Below are 16,744 nucleotides of genomic sequence, written 5' to 3' on the forward strand. Positions count from 1 at the left end.
AAACGATTTATAGGATTTACTATGGAACCGAGTGAAGACCAAAAGCTGGCGGACGAATGGGCTGCCGCACTTGGCGAAGATCCAGATGCACCTGCCGTTGATGTTGACGATGTACTAGCGGCACCGCTTGATGAACTGACGGATTCTTCTACGCCGATTTCAGAAGATGAGCGTCGTAAACTGGATACCATCATGGATATTCCAGTGACGATATCGATGGAAGTTGGTCGTTCTCAGATAAGTATTCGTAACTTACTGCAATTAAACCAAGGTTCTGTTGTTGAGTTAGACAGAATCGCAGGTGAATCACTAGATGTGATGGTTAACGGTACCTTGATTGCGCATGGCGAAGTGGTCGTCGTGAACGATAAATTTGGTATCCGATTGACGGATGTTATTAGCCAAACAGAACGAATTAAGAAACTTCGTTAATGAAGATATTGGGATACGCTCTTGGTGCTGGGGTAACTTGGTTACTGACACCATCAATCGCTTTTGCAGCGGATGCAGCAACTTTAGATTTAGCGACCACATTTGGGTCGCTAATTTTGGTTATTGCTTTCATTTTATTTATCGCTTGGCTGTTAAAGCGCATGCAGGTGCCCTCATTAGCCAACCAAAATGGCTTGTCTGTCGTTAGACAAATCCCTGTGGGTACGAAAGAGCGGATAGCAATTGTCCAAGCGGGCGAAGAGCAGTTCTTGGTTGGGATCACTACTCAATCGATTCAATTGATTTCAAAGCTTGATAAGCCTTTGAGTCAAGAAGCGATGGAAAAAACGTCATTCTCGACTCAACTAACGCAGCTACTAAAAAATGATGCTAAAAAATAATCGATGGTTGGTTTTGTTTGCACCGTTAGTATTGGCACTGTCAGTACTTTTTTCTAATGGTACTTTTGCACAAGAAGAATTAGCGTCGACGATACCATCCTCTGCGTTAGGTGCTGAAAGCGTTACTGTCACCGCCATGGAAAAAGATCAAAGCGGCTCTCAGACGATGTCGACAGGTAGCGTGTCTGGTGGTGGGATCCCGGCGTTCACTATGACAACAAACGCAGACGGTAGCGAAGATTATTCAATCAACCTTCAGATCTTAGCGTTAATGACCATGCTGGGCTTTTTGCCTGCGATGGTTATTTTGATGACATCGTTTACTCGTATTGTGGTTGTGATGTCGATCCTTCGACAAGCAATGGGTTTACAACAAACGCCTTCAAACCAGGTCATCATTGGTATTGCGATATTTCTGACATTTTTCATCATGTCACCTGTAATAAACCAAGTTAATGAACAAGCGGTTCAGCCTTATCTTAACGAACAAATCACAGCGAGACAGGCGTTCGATGTGGCGCAAGAGCCGATGAAAGCCTTTATGCTTAAGCAGACGCGTATTAAGGACTTGGAAACGTTTGTCGAGATATCCGGTGCAGAAGTCACTAATCCTGAAGATGTTTCGATGGCAATTTTGATCCCAGCTTTCATCACATCAGAGTTAAAAACCGCTTTCCAAATTGGCTTTATGCTGTTCTTACCGTTTCTGATTATCGATTTAGTCGTTGCATCGGTATTGATGGCGATGGGTATGATGATGCTATCTCCAATGATCGTATCGCTACCGTTTAAATTGATGTTGTTCGTGCTAGTGGATGGGTGGAATTTGATTCTCTCGACGCTCGCCGGCAGTTTTGCCTTGTAGCTGGAGGAATAATGAATCCAGAGATATTCGTAGAACTGTTTCGAGACGCACTATGGATGGTATTGATTATGGTTTGTGCCATTATCATTCCAAGCCTGTTAATTGGTCTGGTTGTGGCGATCTTTCAAGCGGCAACATCGATTAACGAACAAACCCTAAGTTTTTTACCGCGTTTGATCGTGACTCTATTGGCATTGATGTTATTCGCTCACTGGATGACACAAATGATGATGGAGTTCTTTTTCGACATCATTGAGCGCTTACCTCAGGTTTTATATTAGCGCGCTATGGAGTATCCAACGGCGATTGTACTGGAGTGGCTAGCCAATTATTTTTGGCCGTACACTCGTATTTCCGCAATGCTGATGGTGATGACAGTAACAGGGGCGAGATTTGTTTCCCCTCGAATTCGTTTGTATCTAGGCTTAGCCATTACTTTTGCCGTGATGCCTGCCATTCCCGCAGTTCCGACCGACATTCAATTGCTCTCCTTTCAAGGTTTTTTGATCATCTTGGAACAAATCATCATCGGTGTAGCGATGGGGTTTGTAACCCAATTTATGATTCAAACCTTTGTAATGCTTGGTCAAATTTTAGGTATGCAATCGAGCTTAGGTTTCGCTTCAATGGTTGATCCCGCTAACGGGCAAAACACGCCTGTACTTGGTCAGCTATTTATGTTTTTAGCGACCATGTTCTTTCTGGCCACCGATGGCCATTTGAAAATGTTGCAGTTGGTTGTATTCAGCTTCAAGACGTTACCGATTGGTAGTGGCGCTTTAACGACAGTCGACTTTCGAGAGTTGGCGTTATGGCTTGGCATCATGTTCAAAACAGCGCTTGCGATGTCGCTATCGGGAATTATTGCGCTGTTAACGATAAACCTCTCGTTTGGTGTAATGACGCGTGCGGCGCCTCAGTTGAATATCTTCTCTTTAGGCTTTGCGTTTGCTCTGTTAGTGGGTTTACTGCTTTGTTGGTATATCCTAGGCGGCTTATACAGTCACTATGAGCTATTCTGGTTGGAGGGTGAGCAACAAATATGTCGCTTAATCCGCTTAAATTGTTAGGAGGCTGATTTGGCAGAGTCAGACGGTCAAGAACGCACAGAAGACGCCACGCCCAGACGCTTGCAACAGGCCAAAGAAAAAGGGCAGGTTGCAAGGTCAAAAGAGTTAGCTTCGGCTTCGGTACTTATTGTCGGCGCAATCGCGCTTATGTGGTTTGGTGAAGGCATGTCGAAAGCCATGTATGAAACCATGGAGCGTTTTTTTACGTTAAGCCGTGACGAGATCTTCGATCTTTCCAAACTATTTGATATCGCTGGCGGTGCGTTAGCTAATTTATTGTTTCCGTTATTTCTTATCTTGGTGACTCTGTTTGTTGCAGCTATGATTGGTGCGGCTGGTGTTGGTGGGATCAGTTTTTCAGCACAAGCTGCGATGCCGAAAGCATCAAAAATGAATCCGTTAAGTGGTATTAAGCGGATGTTTGGTCTGCAAAGTTGGGTTGAGCTAATCAAATCAATTTTGAAAGTGGCACTGGTGTCAGGAGTTGCGATATACCTGATACAAGCATCTCAAGCTGATTTGATGCAGCTGAGCATGGATGTTTACCCGCAAAACATCTTCCACGCGTTAGATATCTTATTGAACTTTGTCTTATTGATCAGTTGCTCATTGCTGGTAGTGGTAGCCATCGACATCCCATTTCAAATATGGCAACACGCTGACCAATTGAAAATGACCAAGCAAGAAGTTAAAGATGAATACAAGGACACGGAAGGTAAGCCTGAAGTTAAAGGACGTATTCGTATGTTGCAGCGTGAAGCTGCTCAGCGCCGAATGATGGCTGATGTCCCTCAAGCGGATGTCATCGTGACTAACCCAGAGCATTTTTCGGTTGCATTAAGGTATAAACAAGACACAGATAAAGCGCCTGTTGTGGTTGCCAAAGGTGTGGACCACATGGCGATGAAAATTCGAGAAATTGCGCGAGAGCATGATATTTACATTATTCCAGCGCCACCTTTAGCTCGTGCCTTGTATCATACCGCCGAATTAGAACAAGAAATCCCTGATGGATTATTTACGGCGGTCGCTCAAGTGCTAGCGTACGTCTTCCAATTAAAACAATATCGAAAACGCGGTGGGCAAAGGCCAAAGCTACAAGATGAAAATATGCCAATACCACCTGAGTTACGCCATTAAATAAATGGATAGGCTGTGATATCAGCTGCTTAACGTGACAGTATATTGACGAAAATGAGTGGTATAGAGCTTGCTTTAACCACCTGATGTCGCCAGAAATTAAACTTAAAAAATAGCCTGAATTTATGAAATTTTCTCTTCCGTTTGCGGATAAATTACCAGCGATACCTAATCGAGCTATGCCAGCCATTGGTGCGCCGATTATGGTACTTGCGACGCTGGCGATGGTGGTTTTGCCTATACCAGCGTTTCTACTGGATATGTTTTTCACCTTTAATATCGCTTTGGCTATGGTGGTGTTATTGGTAACAGTGTACACCCGTCGTCCCCTCGACTTTGCAGCTTTCCCAACCGTTCTATTAATCGCTACTTTACTACGTTTGGCTTTGAACGTTGCTTCAACACGTGTGGTATTGCTAAATGGTCATGAAGGCGGAGATGCGGCAGGTAACGTAATCGAAGCCTTTGGTAACGTGGTTATCGGTGGTAACTACGCGGTCGGTTTAGTGGTGTTCTTGATCTTAATGATCATTAACTTCATGGTTGTGACCAAAGGTGCTGGGCGTATTTCAGAAGTTAGCGCGCGTTTTACCTTGGATGCCTTACCGGGTAAACAAATGGCGATCGATGCCGATTTGAACGCGGGCTTGATTGATCAAGAACAAGCTAGAACGCGACGTTTTGAAGTGACCAAAGAAGCCGATTTCTATGGTTCAATGGACGGTGCTTCTAAATTCGTAAAAGGTGATGCAATCGCCGGTATTTTGATTCTCTTCATCAATATTATTGGTGGATTGAGTATCGGTATGGTCCAGTATGACCTCGAATTTGGCAACGCGATTGAAATCTATACCTTGCTAACCATTGGTGATGGCTTAGTCGCACAAATCCCATCTCTGTTACTTTCTATTGCTGCTGCAATGATGGTGACAAGACAAAACACCGATGAAGACATGGGGCAACAGCTGGTATTCCAGATGTTCGACAACCCTAAAGCGCTAATGATTACAGCGGGTATCCTTGGAGTTATGGGGATTGTCCCTGGCATGCCTCATTTCTCTTTTCTATCTTTAGCAATTATTGCTGGTGCTGCAGCTTATTACATCAATAAAAAGCAGAAAGACGCAGCGAAAGAACCAAGTGTTCCTGCCACTCAAGAAGCGGGTGGAGAAGCATCCTCTCAGAAAGAACTCTCTTGGGATGATGTACAGCCTGTCGACATTATTGGCCTTGAAGTCGGCTACCGCCTAATTCCGTTAGTTGACCGTGACCAAGGTGGTGAGCTCCTGGAACGAGTGAAAGGGGTTAGGAAAAAGCTTTCTCAAGACTTTGGCTTCCTCATTCCAGCGGTGCATATTCGCGATAACCTAGAGCTAACACCTAATAGCTACCGAATCACTTTAATGGGGGTAGCGGTAGGCGAAGCTGAAATTCGCCCCGACCAAGAGCTGGCAATTAACCCAGGACAAGTTTACGGTATGATCGAAGGTGAACCGACCATTGACCCGGCGTTTGGCTTGGAGGCGGTGTGGATCCGAGAGGAGCAACGAGAGCATGCTCAGGCACTAGGCTATACTGTAGTAGATTCTTCGACTGTACTCGCTACGCATTTGAGTCAGTTACTGACAAATAACGCATCACAACTTATTGGACATGAAGAAGTTCAGAACTTGTTAGAGATGCTAAGTCGTAGCACACCTAAATTGGTGGAAGGGTTTGTACCGGATCAATTGTCGCTGGGTGTGGTGGTTAAAGTTCTACAAAACTTGTTGAATGAAGCCATACCAATTCGAGATATTCGTACGATTGTTCAAACCTTGTCCGAGTATTCAGGGAAGAGTCAAGAACCTGACATATTGACCGCGGCGGTTCGTATATCGCTGAAACGATTAATTGTTCAGGAAATCAATGGTATAGAGCCAGAGCTGCCTGTGATAACATTGATTCCAGAGCTGGAACAAATCTTGCATCAGACCATGCAGGCTTCAGGTGGTGAATCTGCTGGTATTGAACCTGGATTAGCCGAGCGTTTGCAGACGTCATTGAGTCAAGCAACGCAAGAACAAGAACTGAAAGGCGAACCAGCTGTGTTACTGACTTCAGGTGTACTTCGCTCAACATTGGCGAAGTTTGTGAAAAACACAATACCGAGTCTAAGAGTGCTTTCTTATCAAGAAATACCGGATGAGAAACAAATTCGAATAGTACAAGCTGTTGGTAATTAGATCCCCTAGAAAATACGGATTATTGAATTGAAAATTAAACGATTTTTTGCCAAAGACATGCGAACGGCGCTGCTCCAAGTTAAAGAAGAACTTGGTTCAGAAGCTGTGATCATGTCTAACAAGAAAGTCGCTGGTGGGGTTGAAATTGTTGCAGCAATCGACGGCGAAACCGCCAATACCAATGCTGCTTCACGTGTTGCAAAACAGCAACAGCCTGCTCCTAGCCAATATTCTCAAATGGCGGCGCCAGCAGCTCCATCTCGTCGTCAATTAGATGATGACCGAGTGAGCTTGCAAGCAAGTTCTGAAGCAGGACGCTCAATGACGAAGCGCTTTGCTAACATGCTTAAGCAATATAGCGCGGGAGCAGAGCTAGAATCAGACCACAAAGCGGAAAATGAAGATTCGCTTTCGGCTTTGCTTAATCGTCAAGCGAAGAATGGTCAACGCCAACTAGGCGAAGATAGCCGACAAGCTCCTCAATCTGGTTTAGCCAAACTTATCGCTGAAGATCGTCGCGTGGAGCGACCAGCACCGCGTCTAGATCCAACCCGCTACGATAGAAACCGAGAATCAGCTCAGCAATCGACTTCTGATACTGAAATGGAAACCATGCGTGAAGAGATGACGTCTATCCGTCGTCTTCTGGAGCATCAAGTTTCCGGCCTAATGTGGCAGGAAGTTGAGCGAAGAGAACCGCTTAGGGCTATGCTGATAAAAAGGTTAGAACGCATGGGTGTATCTCAGGAGCTGGCTGACCAAATGGCTTGCTATATTCCAGAAGATACGAAACCGGCGAGAGCATGGAAAGCGTTACTCGCATTGGTTGCTGATCAAATTACGGTGACCAAGCAAGATATTTTAAAGCGTGGTGGTATCGTTGCATTGCTTGGCCCTACAGGGGTTGGTAAAACCACTACGGTAGCAAAGTTAGCTGCACGAGCAGCAATGGAATACGGTTCTGACAACGTTGCACTGGTGACAACAGATACTTACCGAATCGGTGCACATGAGCAACTATCGATTTATGGAAGAATTATGGGGTGTCCTGTAAGAGTTGCTAAAGATTCCAGTGAGTTAGCCGATGTAATATATCAGCTAAGGAATCGTCGCTTAATTTTGGTCGATACCGCAGGTATGGGTCAACGTGACGTTCGCTTGTCAGAACAGCTTGATACATTGATGCAAGAGAGTGGCTCGGTTATCCATAGCTACTTAGTTTTACCCGCTACTGCACAACGTAAAGTGTTACAAGAAACCATAGAGCACTTTAGACGCATTCCTCTTTCAGGGTGCATCATGACTAAACTGGACGAATCGTTAAGTTTAGGTGAATTCATCAGTGTAGTAATTCAAAACGCGTTGCCAGTTGCTTACATAGCAAATGGGCAACGGGTTCCTGAAGATATTGTTATAGCGCAGCCAAAGTACATGATTGCTAAGGCTAACGAGTTGCTAGAAAAGTCGACAGAGAATGAACCTCATTACTGGAACAGCGATTCCGAAGGACTCTAGGCGGCGGATAAATATGACTGAAAATATGATACATGATCAAGCTAGCGGCCTCCGTCGCTTAACGAAGCCTTCATTAACGAAAGTAATCGCGGTTACTGGCGGTAAAGGTGGGGTAGGTAAATCAAATGTAACGCTGGGACTAGCGATTTGCATGGCGCGTCAAGGCAAAAAGGTAATGGTACTTGATGCGGATTTAGGCTTAGCAAACGTTGATGTGATGTTAGGTATTCGCTCGAAGCGAAACTTAGGTCACGTACTCGCGGGTGAATGTGAATTAAAAGATGCGATTGTCGAAGGTCCGCACGGGATCAAAATTATACCGGCGACTTCAGGCACGCAGAGCATGACCGAACTGTCTCATGCTCAGCATATTGGTCTGATTCGAGCATTTGGCTCGCTTGAAGATGAAATGGACATCCTTTTAATCGACACCGCAGCGGGTATATCTGACATGGTAGTGAGTTTTTCACGTGCCGCGCAAGATGTTGTTGTAGTGGTTTGTGATGAGCCAACTTCTATCACTGATGCATATGCCTTGATTAAGTTACTGAGCCGGGAACATCAGGTTCAGCGCTTTAAAGTTGTTGCAAATATGGTCAGAAGCTACCGAGAAGGCCGAGAATTATTTGCAAAGTTGACCTTGGTCACAGAGCGCTTCTTGAATGTGAGCCTTGAACTCGTAGCATGTATTCCTTTAGATGATAAAGTGCGTCAATCAGTTAAAAAACAAAAGATTGTTGTGGATGCATTTCCTCGCTCACCAGCGGCACTAGCGATCAGCTCGTTAGCCAACAAAGCGTTAACTTGGCCAATTCCGAAAACGCCAAGTGGACACTTAGAGTTTTTTGTTGAGAGACTACTTAATCGAAGTGAATTCTTAGAGGAACCATTTGGTGAATAAAGCGCTTACTTATGACCAACATGCAAATCTCAATAGCCAGCAGGCATTTTTTGAGAAGTATTCGGTGCTGGTTAAACGTATCGCTCATCATTTATTGGGGCGATTACCGCCTAATGTTTTAGTTGATGATCTCATTCAAGCCGGAATGATAGGTTTGATTGAAGCTCAGCAGAACTACGATGGTTCAAAAGGCGCAAGTTTTGAAACTTACGCAGGAATACGGATCCGTGGCGCGATGTTAGATGACATTCGCCGTGGTGATTGGGTTCCGAGATCAGTGCATAAGAATAATCGTGAGATTAGTAATGCGATCTCAGAGCTTGAAAGTTTGTTAAATCGCGACCCAAGTGATGCCGAAGTGGCGAAGCATATGGGGCTGTCTTTAGAACAGTATCATAGCGCTTTAACAGATATTAATTGTTCAAGGCTGGTTGGAATTGAAGATTTGGGTGTTTCAGACGACGCCATTTCGCCAAATGAAGATTCACGAGATAATGCACCTTTTCAAGGAGTTGCAGACGAATCTTTCCGCCAAGCTTTGATCGATTCAATAAAACAGCTTCCAGAGCGTGAAGGCCTAGTACTTTCGCTCTATTATGATGAAGAACTAAACTTAAAGGAAATTGGAGAAGTATTAGGTGTCAGCGAATCTCGTGTCAGCCAAATATTGAGCCAATCGATGCAGCGTTTACGCACTAAACTTAGTGCATGGACACAGAACGACTAACAACACTGATTTCTAACTCAGTGGAGGCAATTTTGAACAAAAACATGAAAATTCTCATTGTTGATGATTTTTCAACGATGCGCCGTATTGTTAAAAACTTATTACGCGACTTGGGCTTTAACAATACTCAAGAAGCTGATGATGGTTTGACAGCGCTACCAATGCTTAAGAAAGGCGAATTTGACTTTGTAGTAACAGACTGGAACATGCCTGGTATGCAAGGTATCGATTTGCTTAAAAACATCCGTGCGGATGCAGAGCTAAAGCATTTACCAGTTCTGATGATCACAGCAGAAGCAAAGCGCGAACAAATCATCGAAGCCGCTCAGGCTGGCGTAAATGGCTACATTGTTAAGCCATTTACAGCTGCGACTCTAAAAGAAAAACTAGACAAGATTTTTGAGCGTTTATAAGCCCTAAATTACTTTGTCTTCAGGACGCTGCCTTAATTAGCTTTGGCTAGTTTGTTTGTAGGTAATGGCTTTCTCAATGTAAGTCATTACTTTCTTTAAGTAGCGTTGCATATATGCGGAGAAAGGCCAAATCAGGATGATTTCATTAGAACAAGCGAAACAATTGGTCCAATTGCTAGAGGCTGAAGAGCAACAAGAAGCCGATGCACTCGTTCGTAGCATTTATGAGGGAGCAACAAACCCTATGCTACAAGAGATTGGAGAATTAACACGCGACCTCCATGACTCTCTGACCCAATTTAACCTCGACGAGCGAATGAGTGTTATCGCTAATGACGAAATCCCAGATGCTCGGGATCGCCTTCAATATGTCATTGATAAAACCGAGGTTGCGGCGAACAAAACAATGGATGCCGTCGATCGTTGTTTACCAATTGCGGACAATCTTCATGAGTGCTTATTGCAGGTAAGACCGCAATGGAATGAACTGATGCATGGCCGAATCGAGCTTGCTCAATTTAAGGCTTTATGTCACCGCATAGACGGGTTACTTGTCCAAGTAGAAGGTGATAGCACCGAACTACGTGGACAGTTAACAGAAATCTTAATGGCACAAGACTTCCAAGATCTTACTGGGCAGATCATCAGCAAAGTCATCACTTTAGTTAATGAAGTTGAAGGGCGTTTGGTGGAGATCCTTACAGCATTTGGTGCTAGTCAGACAGAGCAAACCGCCGACAAAGAGAAGAAAGCATCCATCGAAGCAGAAGGGCCAATCTTGAACCCTGAAGAAAGAACGGACGCTGTTGCATCGCAAGATGAAGTGGACGATTTGTTGTCGAGTCTCGGATTTTAAAGGTAACGTATGAGCTACGAATTAGACGAAGATATTCTTCAGGACTTTTTAGTCGAAGCCGGAGAAATATTAGAACTTCTATCTGAGCAATTGGTAGAACTTGAAAACAACCCTGACGATAAAGATTTGCTTAATGCGATCTTCCGCGGGTTCCACACAGTAAAAGGTGGTGCAGGATTCTTGGCACTTACCGAGCTGGTGGATACTTGTCACGGTGCTGAGAACGTGTTCGACATTTTAAGAAATGGCCAGCGCAGCGTATCAGCGAGTTTAATGGATACAATGCTCCAAGCATTAGATACTGTTAACCACCAATTCCAAGCCGTACAAGATCGTGAGCCTTTAGTTCCAGCTGAGCAAGCTTTGCTGGATGAGCTTCACCGTCTTTGCCGACCTGAATCAGAAGACGAAGTTGCAGCTGCTCCTGTAGTTGAGGCTCCACCTGTCGTTGAGGAGCCTGTTGTCGAGCAGCCAGTTGTGGAAGCACCTGCATCTGTCAGTGCCTCTTCGGTTGATGAAATTTCTCAAGACGAATTTGAAAAACTTCTCGATGAGCTTCATGGTAAAGGAACAGCGCCATCTGCCGCTGCTGCCCCAGAGGCTCCAGCTCCAACACCTGCTCCGGCCGCATCACCTGCACCAGTGAGCGGTGATATTACCGATGATGAATTTGAGAAGTTATTGGATGAATTGCATGGTGCGGGTAACAGCCCGACCTCTGAAGGCGCTGCTGCAACGCCGCCTCCACCACCTCCTCCGGTAACTCCACCACCTGCTGCGGTATCTGCACCAGGAGGTGATGACTTGATGACAGATGAAGAATTCGAAAAACTTCTTGATCAGTTACATGGTTCGGGTAACGGCCCATCGCCTGAAGAGTTAGAAGCTGCAACAAAACCTGCTGCTGCAAACCCGCCTTCAGATAAGGCTCCAGAACCAGTAGCGGCGGCACCAGCCCCTGCGCCACAGGCTGCAGCCCCTAAAGCAGCCCCTGCGGTTAAAGCTGAACCTAAAGCTCCGGCACCAGCGAAAGCGGAAGCCAAAGCTCCTGCTGTTAAGAAACAGCAAGCTGAAGCGACAGTGCGTGTAGACACTTCTACGCTTGATACGATTATGAATATGGTCGGTGAGCTAGTATTGGTAAGGAACCGTCTGGTAAGCCTTGGCTTGAACAGCAATGATGAAGAAATGGCAAAGGCCGTCTCTAATCTAGATGTAGTAACGGCTGATTTACAAGGCGCGGTAATGAAAACGCGCATGCAGCCAATCAAAAAGGTATTTGGTCGTTTCCCTCGCGTTGTACGTGATTTGGCTCGTAGCTTGAAGAAAGACATCGTGCTAGAGATGCGCGGTGAAGAAACCGATCTTGATAAAAACTTAGTTGAAGCGCTTGCTGATCCACTGATTCACTTGGTTAGAAACTCCGTGGACCATGGTATTGAAATGCCGGAAGACCGTGTGCAAGCGGGCAAATCTCGCACAGGTAAAGTGATTCTTTCTGCTTCTCAAGAAGGTGACCATATTGAACTTGCCATCGTTGATGATGGTGGTGGTATGGACCCTGATAAGCTTCGTGGCATTGCTGTTAAGCGTGGAATCATGGACGAAGATGCGGCATCGCGCCTTTCTGATAAAGAGTGTTTCAATCTAATTTTTGCACCAGGCTTCTCGAGTAAAGAGCAAATCTCTGATATTTCCGGCCGTGGTGTAGGTATGGACGTTGTTAAAACAGCGATTAACACCTTGAACGGTTCTATCGATATTGATTCTGAAATGGGCAAGGGGACGAAGATTACGATCAAAGTTCCACTGACCCTAGCGATTCTACCGACTCTAATGGTAGGTGTAGCTGGTCACCCATTCGCGTTACCTTTGGCGTCAGTTAACGAAATCTTCCACTTAGATCTAAGCCGTACTAATGTCGTGGATGGGCAACTTACGATTATCGTTCGTGAAAAGTCGATTCCTTTATTCTATCTACAAAATTGGTTAGCTCCTCAAGCTGGTCACGTTGAATTACGTAAAGGCCATGGTCATGTCGTAATTGTTCAGTTGGGTAGTCAGCGAGTAGGCTTTGTCGTAGACGCGTTAATCGGACAAGAAGAAGTGGTCATTAAGCCACTAGATAACCTATTACAGGGTACGCCAGGCATGGCAGGTGCGACCATTACAAGTGATGGTCATATTGCACTAATTTTAGACGTGCCAGATTTGCTGAAGCAGTATGCAGCAGCTTCAAGAATTTAATTAAGGATAGATATGGCGATTAAAGTATTAGTCGTTGATGATTCAAGTTTTTTTCGCCGTCGTGTAAGCGAAATCATCAACTCAGAAGCTCGCCTAGAGGTGATGGACGTTGCCGTTAATGGTCGTGAAGCTGTTGAAAAAGCAAAACAACTGAAACCTGATGTAATAACAATGGACATCGAAATGCCTGTTATGGACGGTATCACTGCCGTCCGTGAAATTATGGCTGCTTGTCCAACTCCGATCTTAATGTTCTCTTCTCTAACGCATGATGGCGCAAAAGCGACTCTTGATGCGTTAGATGCTGGGGCGTTGGATTTTCTTCCTAAGAAATTTGAAGACATAGCGCGTAATCGAGATGATGCAGTGTCGCTTCTGCAACAACGAGTGATTCAGATTGCATCAAAACGCGGCATGATGAGAAGAGCTCCTGTTGCTCGAACTGCGCCAGCTGCGACATCAACTACACGTAGTGCAGCACCTGCTCCCCGTAGTGCGCCAGCAGCTCCTTCTGCGGCAGCTCGCTTTAAAGCTTCGGGTAAAAAATATCAGCTAACGGCGATTGGTACGTCTACCGGCGGGCCAGTTGCACTGCAGAAAATTCTGACGCGCTTACCTGCGAATTACCCACATCCTATAGTGTTGATTCAACATATGCCGGCGACCTTTACCGCTGCGTTCGCAAGCCGCTTGAATACTCTATGTAAGATTCAGGTGAAGGAAGCAGAAGATGGTGATGTACTGAAACCGGGTGTTGCGTATTTAGCTCCAGGCGGCAAGCAAATGATGATAGATGGTCGACCAGGTTCTGCACGCCTTAGAATTATCGATGGCGGCGAACGCATGAACTACAAGCCATGTGTTGATGTAACGTTTGGCTCAGCAGCTAAAATTTACAACGACAAAGTACTTTCTATGGTCTTGACCGGAATGGGTGCGGATGGTCGTGAAGGCGCACGTATGTTGAAATCAGCTGGCGCAACGATTTGGGCACAAGACGAAGATAGCTGCGTTGTATATGGCATGCCACAAGCAGTAGCTAAGGCGGGCATTTCAACTGAAGATCTGCCTCTTGATAGAATTGCCGAGCGAATGCTTGTTGAAGTCGGGCAGGCCTAGGGACTATTCATGATTGTTTGGAGTGTTGCAAACCAAAAAGGTGGAGTCGGTAAAACGACAACGACGGTTACGCTTGCTGGCTTACTGAGTCAAAAAGGGCATCGCGTTTTACTTGTCGATACTGATCCGCACGCATCACTAACAACTTACTTAGGCTTTGATTCGGATTCGGTTGAAGCCAGTTTGTTTGACTTGTTTCAATTAAAAGAATACTCCCCTCAGAGCGTTAAACCATTACTGCTAAAAACTGGGGTAGAAGGGATTGATATCATTCCTGCTCATATGTCTTTAGCTACGTTAGATCGTGTGATGGGTAATCGAAGTGGTATGGGGCTTATTCTAAAGCGTGCGTTGCATGCCCTTCAAAATGACTATGACTATGTGTTGATCGATTGCCCACCTATTTTAGGGGTCATGATGGTTAACGCGTTGGCAGCCAGTGATCGTATCTTGATTCCAGTTCAAACTGAATTCTTAGCGATGAAAGGCTTGGAGCGTATGGTCAGAACGCTGACTATAATGCAGAAGTCGCGTAAAGATCCTTTTAAAGTGACGATCGTACCGACTATGTACGACAAACGTACAAAGGCATCTTTACAGACGTTAACCCAGCTTAAAAATGATTACCCAGACCAAGTTTGGTCGTCTGCCGTTCCGATTGATACCAAGTTCAGAGACGCGAGTTTGAAGCGTTTACCCGCTTCTCATTTTGCTTCTGGGAGTCGTGGCGTGTTTGCTTACAAGCAGCTGCTTATTTATCTTGAGAGGCTGGCAATAGATGAGCAACTTTAACAGCCTTTCAAGCGAGCAAGCGCTCGACGACTATTTCACCGCTTTATTGGACGAAACTCCGGAAGCCGTTGAAGAATTGCTTGACGAGAATATTGTAGATATATCATCTGCAGAGCCAGAGCCAGAGCCAGAGCCAGAGCCAGAGCCAGAGCCAGAGCCAGAGCCAGAGCCTCAACCTCAGCCGAGTACTTTTAGCACTTATTCTGAGATCAAAGCAGAAGAGCTAGAAGTACCGAACCTTGATGATGTTCAAAAGTTATTGAGTCAGTTGGAATCAACCAATGTTGTCGCTGAGCTGAACCTCGAAGAGGTCATTGATCAAAATACTGAACAACTTGCTCAGGTCACAGCAGTAGAAGAAGTCGCTGAGCCTGTTGTTGAAGATGTAGAAACCGTTGAAGAAATTCAGGGCTGGGACATTGAAGAAGAGGTGGTCATTGAGCAGGAAGTAATTGAGCCTGTTGTTGACAACGCTGAACCAGAAATAGCTGTTGAACCGGAAACTCAAACTGGCGGCAGCGACAGCCTAACAACTTGGGAAAGTACCGTTAGGCAGGAAGACTTCCAAGTCCTGTATTTTGATGTTAACGGTGTGACTTTTGCTGTGCCTCTCGACGAGCTTGGTGGAATTCACAAACTGGCCGATTTAAGTAATTTAATAGGTCGACCTGCTTGGTATTTAGGTTTACAAACCAATCGCGACAATCAACTTGATGTTGTCGATACCGCTAAGTGGGTGATGCCTGAAAAATTAGTTGATGATTCTTATAAAGAAAATTATCAATATATTGTAATGTTAGGCGAAAGCCTATGGGGGCTCGCAAGTACTGAGCTTAAAGGTACAGAGTTACTCAATACTGAGAAAGTACGCTGGCGAGAGCAAGCGGGGAAACGCCCTTGGCTTGCCGGTATGGTCAAAGAAAAAATGTGTGCTTTGATTCATGTTGAAGCATTAATAGCTATGCTTAATGCAGGGCTAGATGTAAAAGCATTAGATTAATAATAGTGAGTCGGGAACGACATTAAGAGGATTAAATATGTCTCAAACGAACGAAGTAGAAGTAAGAAAAGATCAGGGTAATGATGAAGTACTTCAGTGGGTGACATTCCAACTAGAAGAAGAAACGTACGGCATTAACGTAATGCAAGTACGTGAAGTTCTTCGTTATAGTGAAATCGCTCCGGTACCAGGTGCTCCTGACTATGTATTAGGTATTATTAACCTACGTGGTAATGTTGTTACAGTTATCGATACTCGTTCACGTTTCGGCCTAATGCAAGGTGAGATCACGGATAATACTCGTATCATCGTAATCGAATCTGAGCGCCAAGTAATTGGTATCTTAGTTGATAGCGTGGCTGAAGTGGTTTACCTACGTTCTTCTGAAATTGATACCACACCAAGTGTAGGTACTGATGAAAGTGCTAAGTTCATCCAAGGTGTAAGTAACCGTGATGGTAAGCTTCTTATCCTTGTTGATTTGAACAAGCTACTTAGCGACGAAGAATGGGATGAAATGGCTCACCTATAATGGATGAGGCAATGCTTTCAAGCCCGATACTGCTTATAGGCGGTATTAGTATTATTGTACTGTTGTTTGCTGTCGTACTTATTCGTATCAAATCAGTATTGCAGCAGCAAGTGCAACAGTCTCGCCAACACGTGCGAGCGCTTGAGAAAGAACTACAAAAATCCAGTAAGCAACTTCTTGAAGTCCGTTCTGTTGTGGTTGGCTTGGGCCAGCGAGTTACTGAGCAGCAAGATATCATTCAGCACTTAAATGAAAGAGTTGTTGAACTAGAACACGCAGACACGGATGGTAGGCTTTATACACGAGCGACCAAAATGGTACAGCTCGGGGCTGGTATTAATGAACTGATTGAAGAGTGTGAACTTCCGAAAGCAGAAGCGGAGCTTATGATGTCTTTGCAAAATAAGCTTGCAGGAAAGGAAAAAGTGCCACCGTTGCGCAGTAATCCGACACACGCTCAGGAAGCAAATGAAGTTCCACCTCGTCGAAAACATCGGCGGTGATATTCG

At 45.0% G+C, this 16,744-nt stretch carries 18 protein-coding genes; all 18 read left to right on the forward strand.

The window, feature by feature from the left end; all coding sequences use genetic code 11:
• Positions 1 to 21 precede the first annotated feature (21 nt).
• The 18 genes from fliN (at position 22) to ELZ11_RS11875 (ending at position 16,738) form a co-directional block, all read left to right on the forward strand.
• Positions 22 to 432, forward strand: coding sequence for a flagellar motor switch protein FliN (fliN, locus tag ELZ11_RS11790; protein ID WP_137357614.1), 411 nt, complete (start codon positions 22 to 24; stop codon positions 430 to 432).
• Positions 432 to 833: a flagellar biosynthetic protein FliO gene (gene fliO, locus ELZ11_RS11795; protein WP_137357615.1), complete on the forward strand. Its 402-nt coding sequence runs from the start codon at positions 432 to 434 to the stop codon at positions 831 to 833. Before fliN ends, fliO begins: the two co-directional genes overlap by 1 nt.
• On the forward strand, positions 820 to 1,698 hold the full coding sequence (gene fliP, locus ELZ11_RS11800) for a flagellar type III secretion system pore protein FliP (protein ID WP_137357951.1): 879 nt from the start codon (positions 820 to 822) through the stop codon (positions 1,696 to 1,698). The genes fliO and fliP overlap by 14 nt, the downstream gene beginning before the upstream one ends.
• 11 nt (positions 1,699 to 1,709) lie before the next feature.
• A complete protein-coding gene (fliQ, locus tag ELZ11_RS11805; RefSeq protein WP_137357616.1) occupies positions 1,710 to 1,979 on the forward strand; it encodes a flagellar biosynthesis protein FliQ in 270 nt (89 codons plus the stop codon).
• A 6-nt stretch (positions 1,980 to 1,985) separates the two neighbouring features.
• The gene (fliR, locus tag ELZ11_RS11810; RefSeq protein WP_137357617.1) at positions 1,986 to 2,768 is read left to right on the forward strand and encodes a flagellar biosynthetic protein FliR; all 783 of its coding nucleotides are present in this window, start codon (positions 1,986 to 1,988) and stop codon (positions 2,766 to 2,768) included.
• A gap of 9 nt (positions 2,769 to 2,777) precedes the next feature.
• Positions 2,778 to 3,908 (forward strand): flagellar biosynthesis protein FlhB, encoded by a 1,131-nt coding sequence (gene flhB, locus ELZ11_RS11815; RefSeq protein WP_137357618.1) that lies wholly within the window; start codon positions 2,778 to 2,780, stop codon positions 3,906 to 3,908.
• Positions 3,909 to 4,033: 125 nt separating this feature from the next.
• Positions 4,034 to 6,133, forward strand: a complete 2,100-nt coding sequence (gene flhA, locus ELZ11_RS11820) for a flagellar biosynthesis protein FlhA (RefSeq protein ID WP_137357619.1) — start codon at positions 4,034 to 4,036, stop codon at positions 6,131 to 6,133.
• 27 nt (positions 6,134 to 6,160) lie between these two features.
• Complete coding sequence (gene flhF, locus ELZ11_RS11825) at positions 6,161 to 7,648, forward strand: flagellar biosynthesis GTPase FlhF (RefSeq protein WP_137357620.1); 1,488 nt, start codon at positions 6,161 to 6,163, stop codon at positions 7,646 to 7,648.
• 13 nt (positions 7,649 to 7,661) lie between these two features.
• The gene (locus ELZ11_RS11830; protein WP_137357621.1) at positions 7,662 to 8,549 is read left to right on the forward strand and encodes a MinD/ParA family protein; all 888 of its coding nucleotides are present in this window, start codon (positions 7,662 to 7,664) and stop codon (positions 8,547 to 8,549) included.
• Positions 8,542 to 9,276: an RNA polymerase sigma factor FliA gene (locus tag ELZ11_RS11835; RefSeq protein ID WP_137357622.1), complete on the forward strand. Its 735-nt coding sequence runs from the start codon at positions 8,542 to 8,544 to the stop codon at positions 9,274 to 9,276. The genes ELZ11_RS11830 and ELZ11_RS11835 overlap by 8 nt, the downstream gene beginning before the upstream one ends.
• A 44-nt stretch (positions 9,277 to 9,320) precedes the next feature.
• Positions 9,321 to 9,689 (forward strand): chemotaxis response regulator CheY, encoded by a 369-nt coding sequence (gene cheY / locus ELZ11_RS11840; RefSeq protein WP_137357623.1) that lies wholly within the window; start codon positions 9,321 to 9,323, stop codon positions 9,687 to 9,689.
• A 136-nt stretch (positions 9,690 to 9,825) separates the two neighbouring features.
• Positions 9,826 to 10,545, forward strand: a complete 720-nt coding sequence (locus ELZ11_RS11845) for a protein phosphatase CheZ (RefSeq protein WP_137357624.1) — start codon at positions 9,826 to 9,828, stop codon at positions 10,543 to 10,545.
• A 9-nt stretch (positions 10,546 to 10,554) separates the two neighbouring features.
• Positions 10,555 to 12,792, forward strand: coding sequence for a chemotaxis protein CheA (locus ELZ11_RS11850; protein ID WP_137357625.1), 2,238 nt, complete (start codon positions 10,555 to 10,557; stop codon positions 12,790 to 12,792).
• 12 nt (positions 12,793 to 12,804) lie between these two features.
• Positions 12,805 to 13,911 (forward strand): protein-glutamate methylesterase/protein-glutamine glutaminase, encoded by a 1,107-nt coding sequence (locus tag ELZ11_RS11855; RefSeq protein WP_137357626.1) that lies wholly within the window; start codon positions 12,805 to 12,807, stop codon positions 13,909 to 13,911.
• Between the two features lie 9 nt (positions 13,912 to 13,920).
• A complete protein-coding gene (locus ELZ11_RS11860) occupies positions 13,921 to 14,703 on the forward strand; it encodes a ParA family protein (protein WP_137357627.1) in 783 nt (260 codons plus the stop codon).
• Complete coding sequence (locus tag ELZ11_RS11865) at positions 14,690 to 15,703, forward strand: chemotaxis protein CheW (protein ID WP_137357628.1); 1,014 nt, start codon at positions 14,690 to 14,692, stop codon at positions 15,701 to 15,703. Before ELZ11_RS11860 ends, ELZ11_RS11865 begins: the two co-directional genes overlap by 14 nt.
• A gap of 37 nt (positions 15,704 to 15,740) precedes the next feature.
• Positions 15,741 to 16,235, forward strand: a complete 495-nt coding sequence (locus tag ELZ11_RS11870) for a chemotaxis protein CheW (protein WP_137357629.1) — start codon at positions 15,741 to 15,743, stop codon at positions 16,233 to 16,235.
• On the forward strand, positions 16,235 to 16,738 hold the full coding sequence (locus ELZ11_RS11875) for a DUF2802 domain-containing protein (protein WP_137357630.1): 504 nt from the start codon (positions 16,235 to 16,237) through the stop codon (positions 16,736 to 16,738). Before ELZ11_RS11870 ends, ELZ11_RS11875 begins: the two co-directional genes overlap by 1 nt.
• Positions 16,739 to 16,744 lie beyond the last annotated feature (6 nt).

It is taken from the genome of Vibrio profundi, assembly GCF_005281835.1.
Classification (GTDB): domain Bacteria; phylum Pseudomonadota; class Gammaproteobacteria; order Enterobacterales; family Vibrionaceae; genus Vibrio; species Vibrio profundi.

What these genes read in the sequence shown, in the direction of transcription:
- ELZ11_RS11850 (WP_137357625.1), top strand. Translation starts at nt 10,555, where the DNA reads ATGAGCTACGAATTAGACGAAGATATTCTTCAGGACTTTTTAGTCGAA.
- ELZ11_RS11845 (WP_137357624.1), top strand. Translation starts at nt 9,826, where the DNA reads ATGATTTCATTAGAACAAGCGAAACAATTGGTCCAATTGCTAGAGGCT.
- fliO (WP_137357615.1), top strand. Translation starts at nt 432, where the DNA reads ATGAAGATATTGGGATACGCTCTTGGTGCTGGGGTAACTTGGTTACTG.
- fliP (WP_137357951.1), top strand. Translation starts at nt 820, where the DNA reads ATGCTAAAAAATAATCGATGGTTGGTTTTGTTTGCACCGTTAGTATTG.
- ELZ11_RS11855 (WP_137357626.1), top strand. Translation starts at nt 12,805, where the DNA reads ATGGCGATTAAAGTATTAGTCGTTGATGATTCAAGTTTTTTTCGCCGT.
- fliR (WP_137357617.1), top strand. Translation starts at nt 1,986, where the DNA reads ATGGAGTATCCAACGGCGATTGTACTGGAGTGGCTAGCCAATTATTTT.
- ELZ11_RS11870 (WP_137357629.1), top strand. Translation starts at nt 15,741, where the DNA reads ATGTCTCAAACGAACGAAGTAGAAGTAAGAAAAGATCAGGGTAATGAT.
- ELZ11_RS11865 (WP_137357628.1), top strand. Translation starts at nt 14,690, where the DNA reads ATGAGCAACTTTAACAGCCTTTCAAGCGAGCAAGCGCTCGACGACTAT.
- ELZ11_RS11860 (WP_137357627.1), top strand. Translation starts at nt 13,921, where the DNA reads ATGATTGTTTGGAGTGTTGCAAACCAAAAAGGTGGAGTCGGTAAAACG.
- ELZ11_RS11830 (WP_137357621.1), top strand. Translation starts at nt 7,662, where the DNA reads ATGACTGAAAATATGATACATGATCAAGCTAGCGGCCTCCGTCGCTTA.
- cheY (WP_137357623.1), top strand. Translation starts at nt 9,321, where the DNA reads ATGAAAATTCTCATTGTTGATGATTTTTCAACGATGCGCCGTATTGTT.
- ELZ11_RS11875 (WP_137357630.1), top strand. Translation starts at nt 16,235, where the DNA reads ATGGATGAGGCAATGCTTTCAAGCCCGATACTGCTTATAGGCGGTATT.
- fliN (WP_137357614.1), top strand. Translation starts at nt 22, where the DNA reads ATGGAACCGAGTGAAGACCAAAAGCTGGCGGACGAATGGGCTGCCGCA.
- flhA (WP_137357619.1), top strand. Translation starts at nt 4,034, where the DNA reads ATGAAATTTTCTCTTCCGTTTGCGGATAAATTACCAGCGATACCTAAT.
- fliQ (WP_137357616.1), top strand. Translation starts at nt 1,710, where the DNA reads ATGAATCCAGAGATATTCGTAGAACTGTTTCGAGACGCACTATGGATG.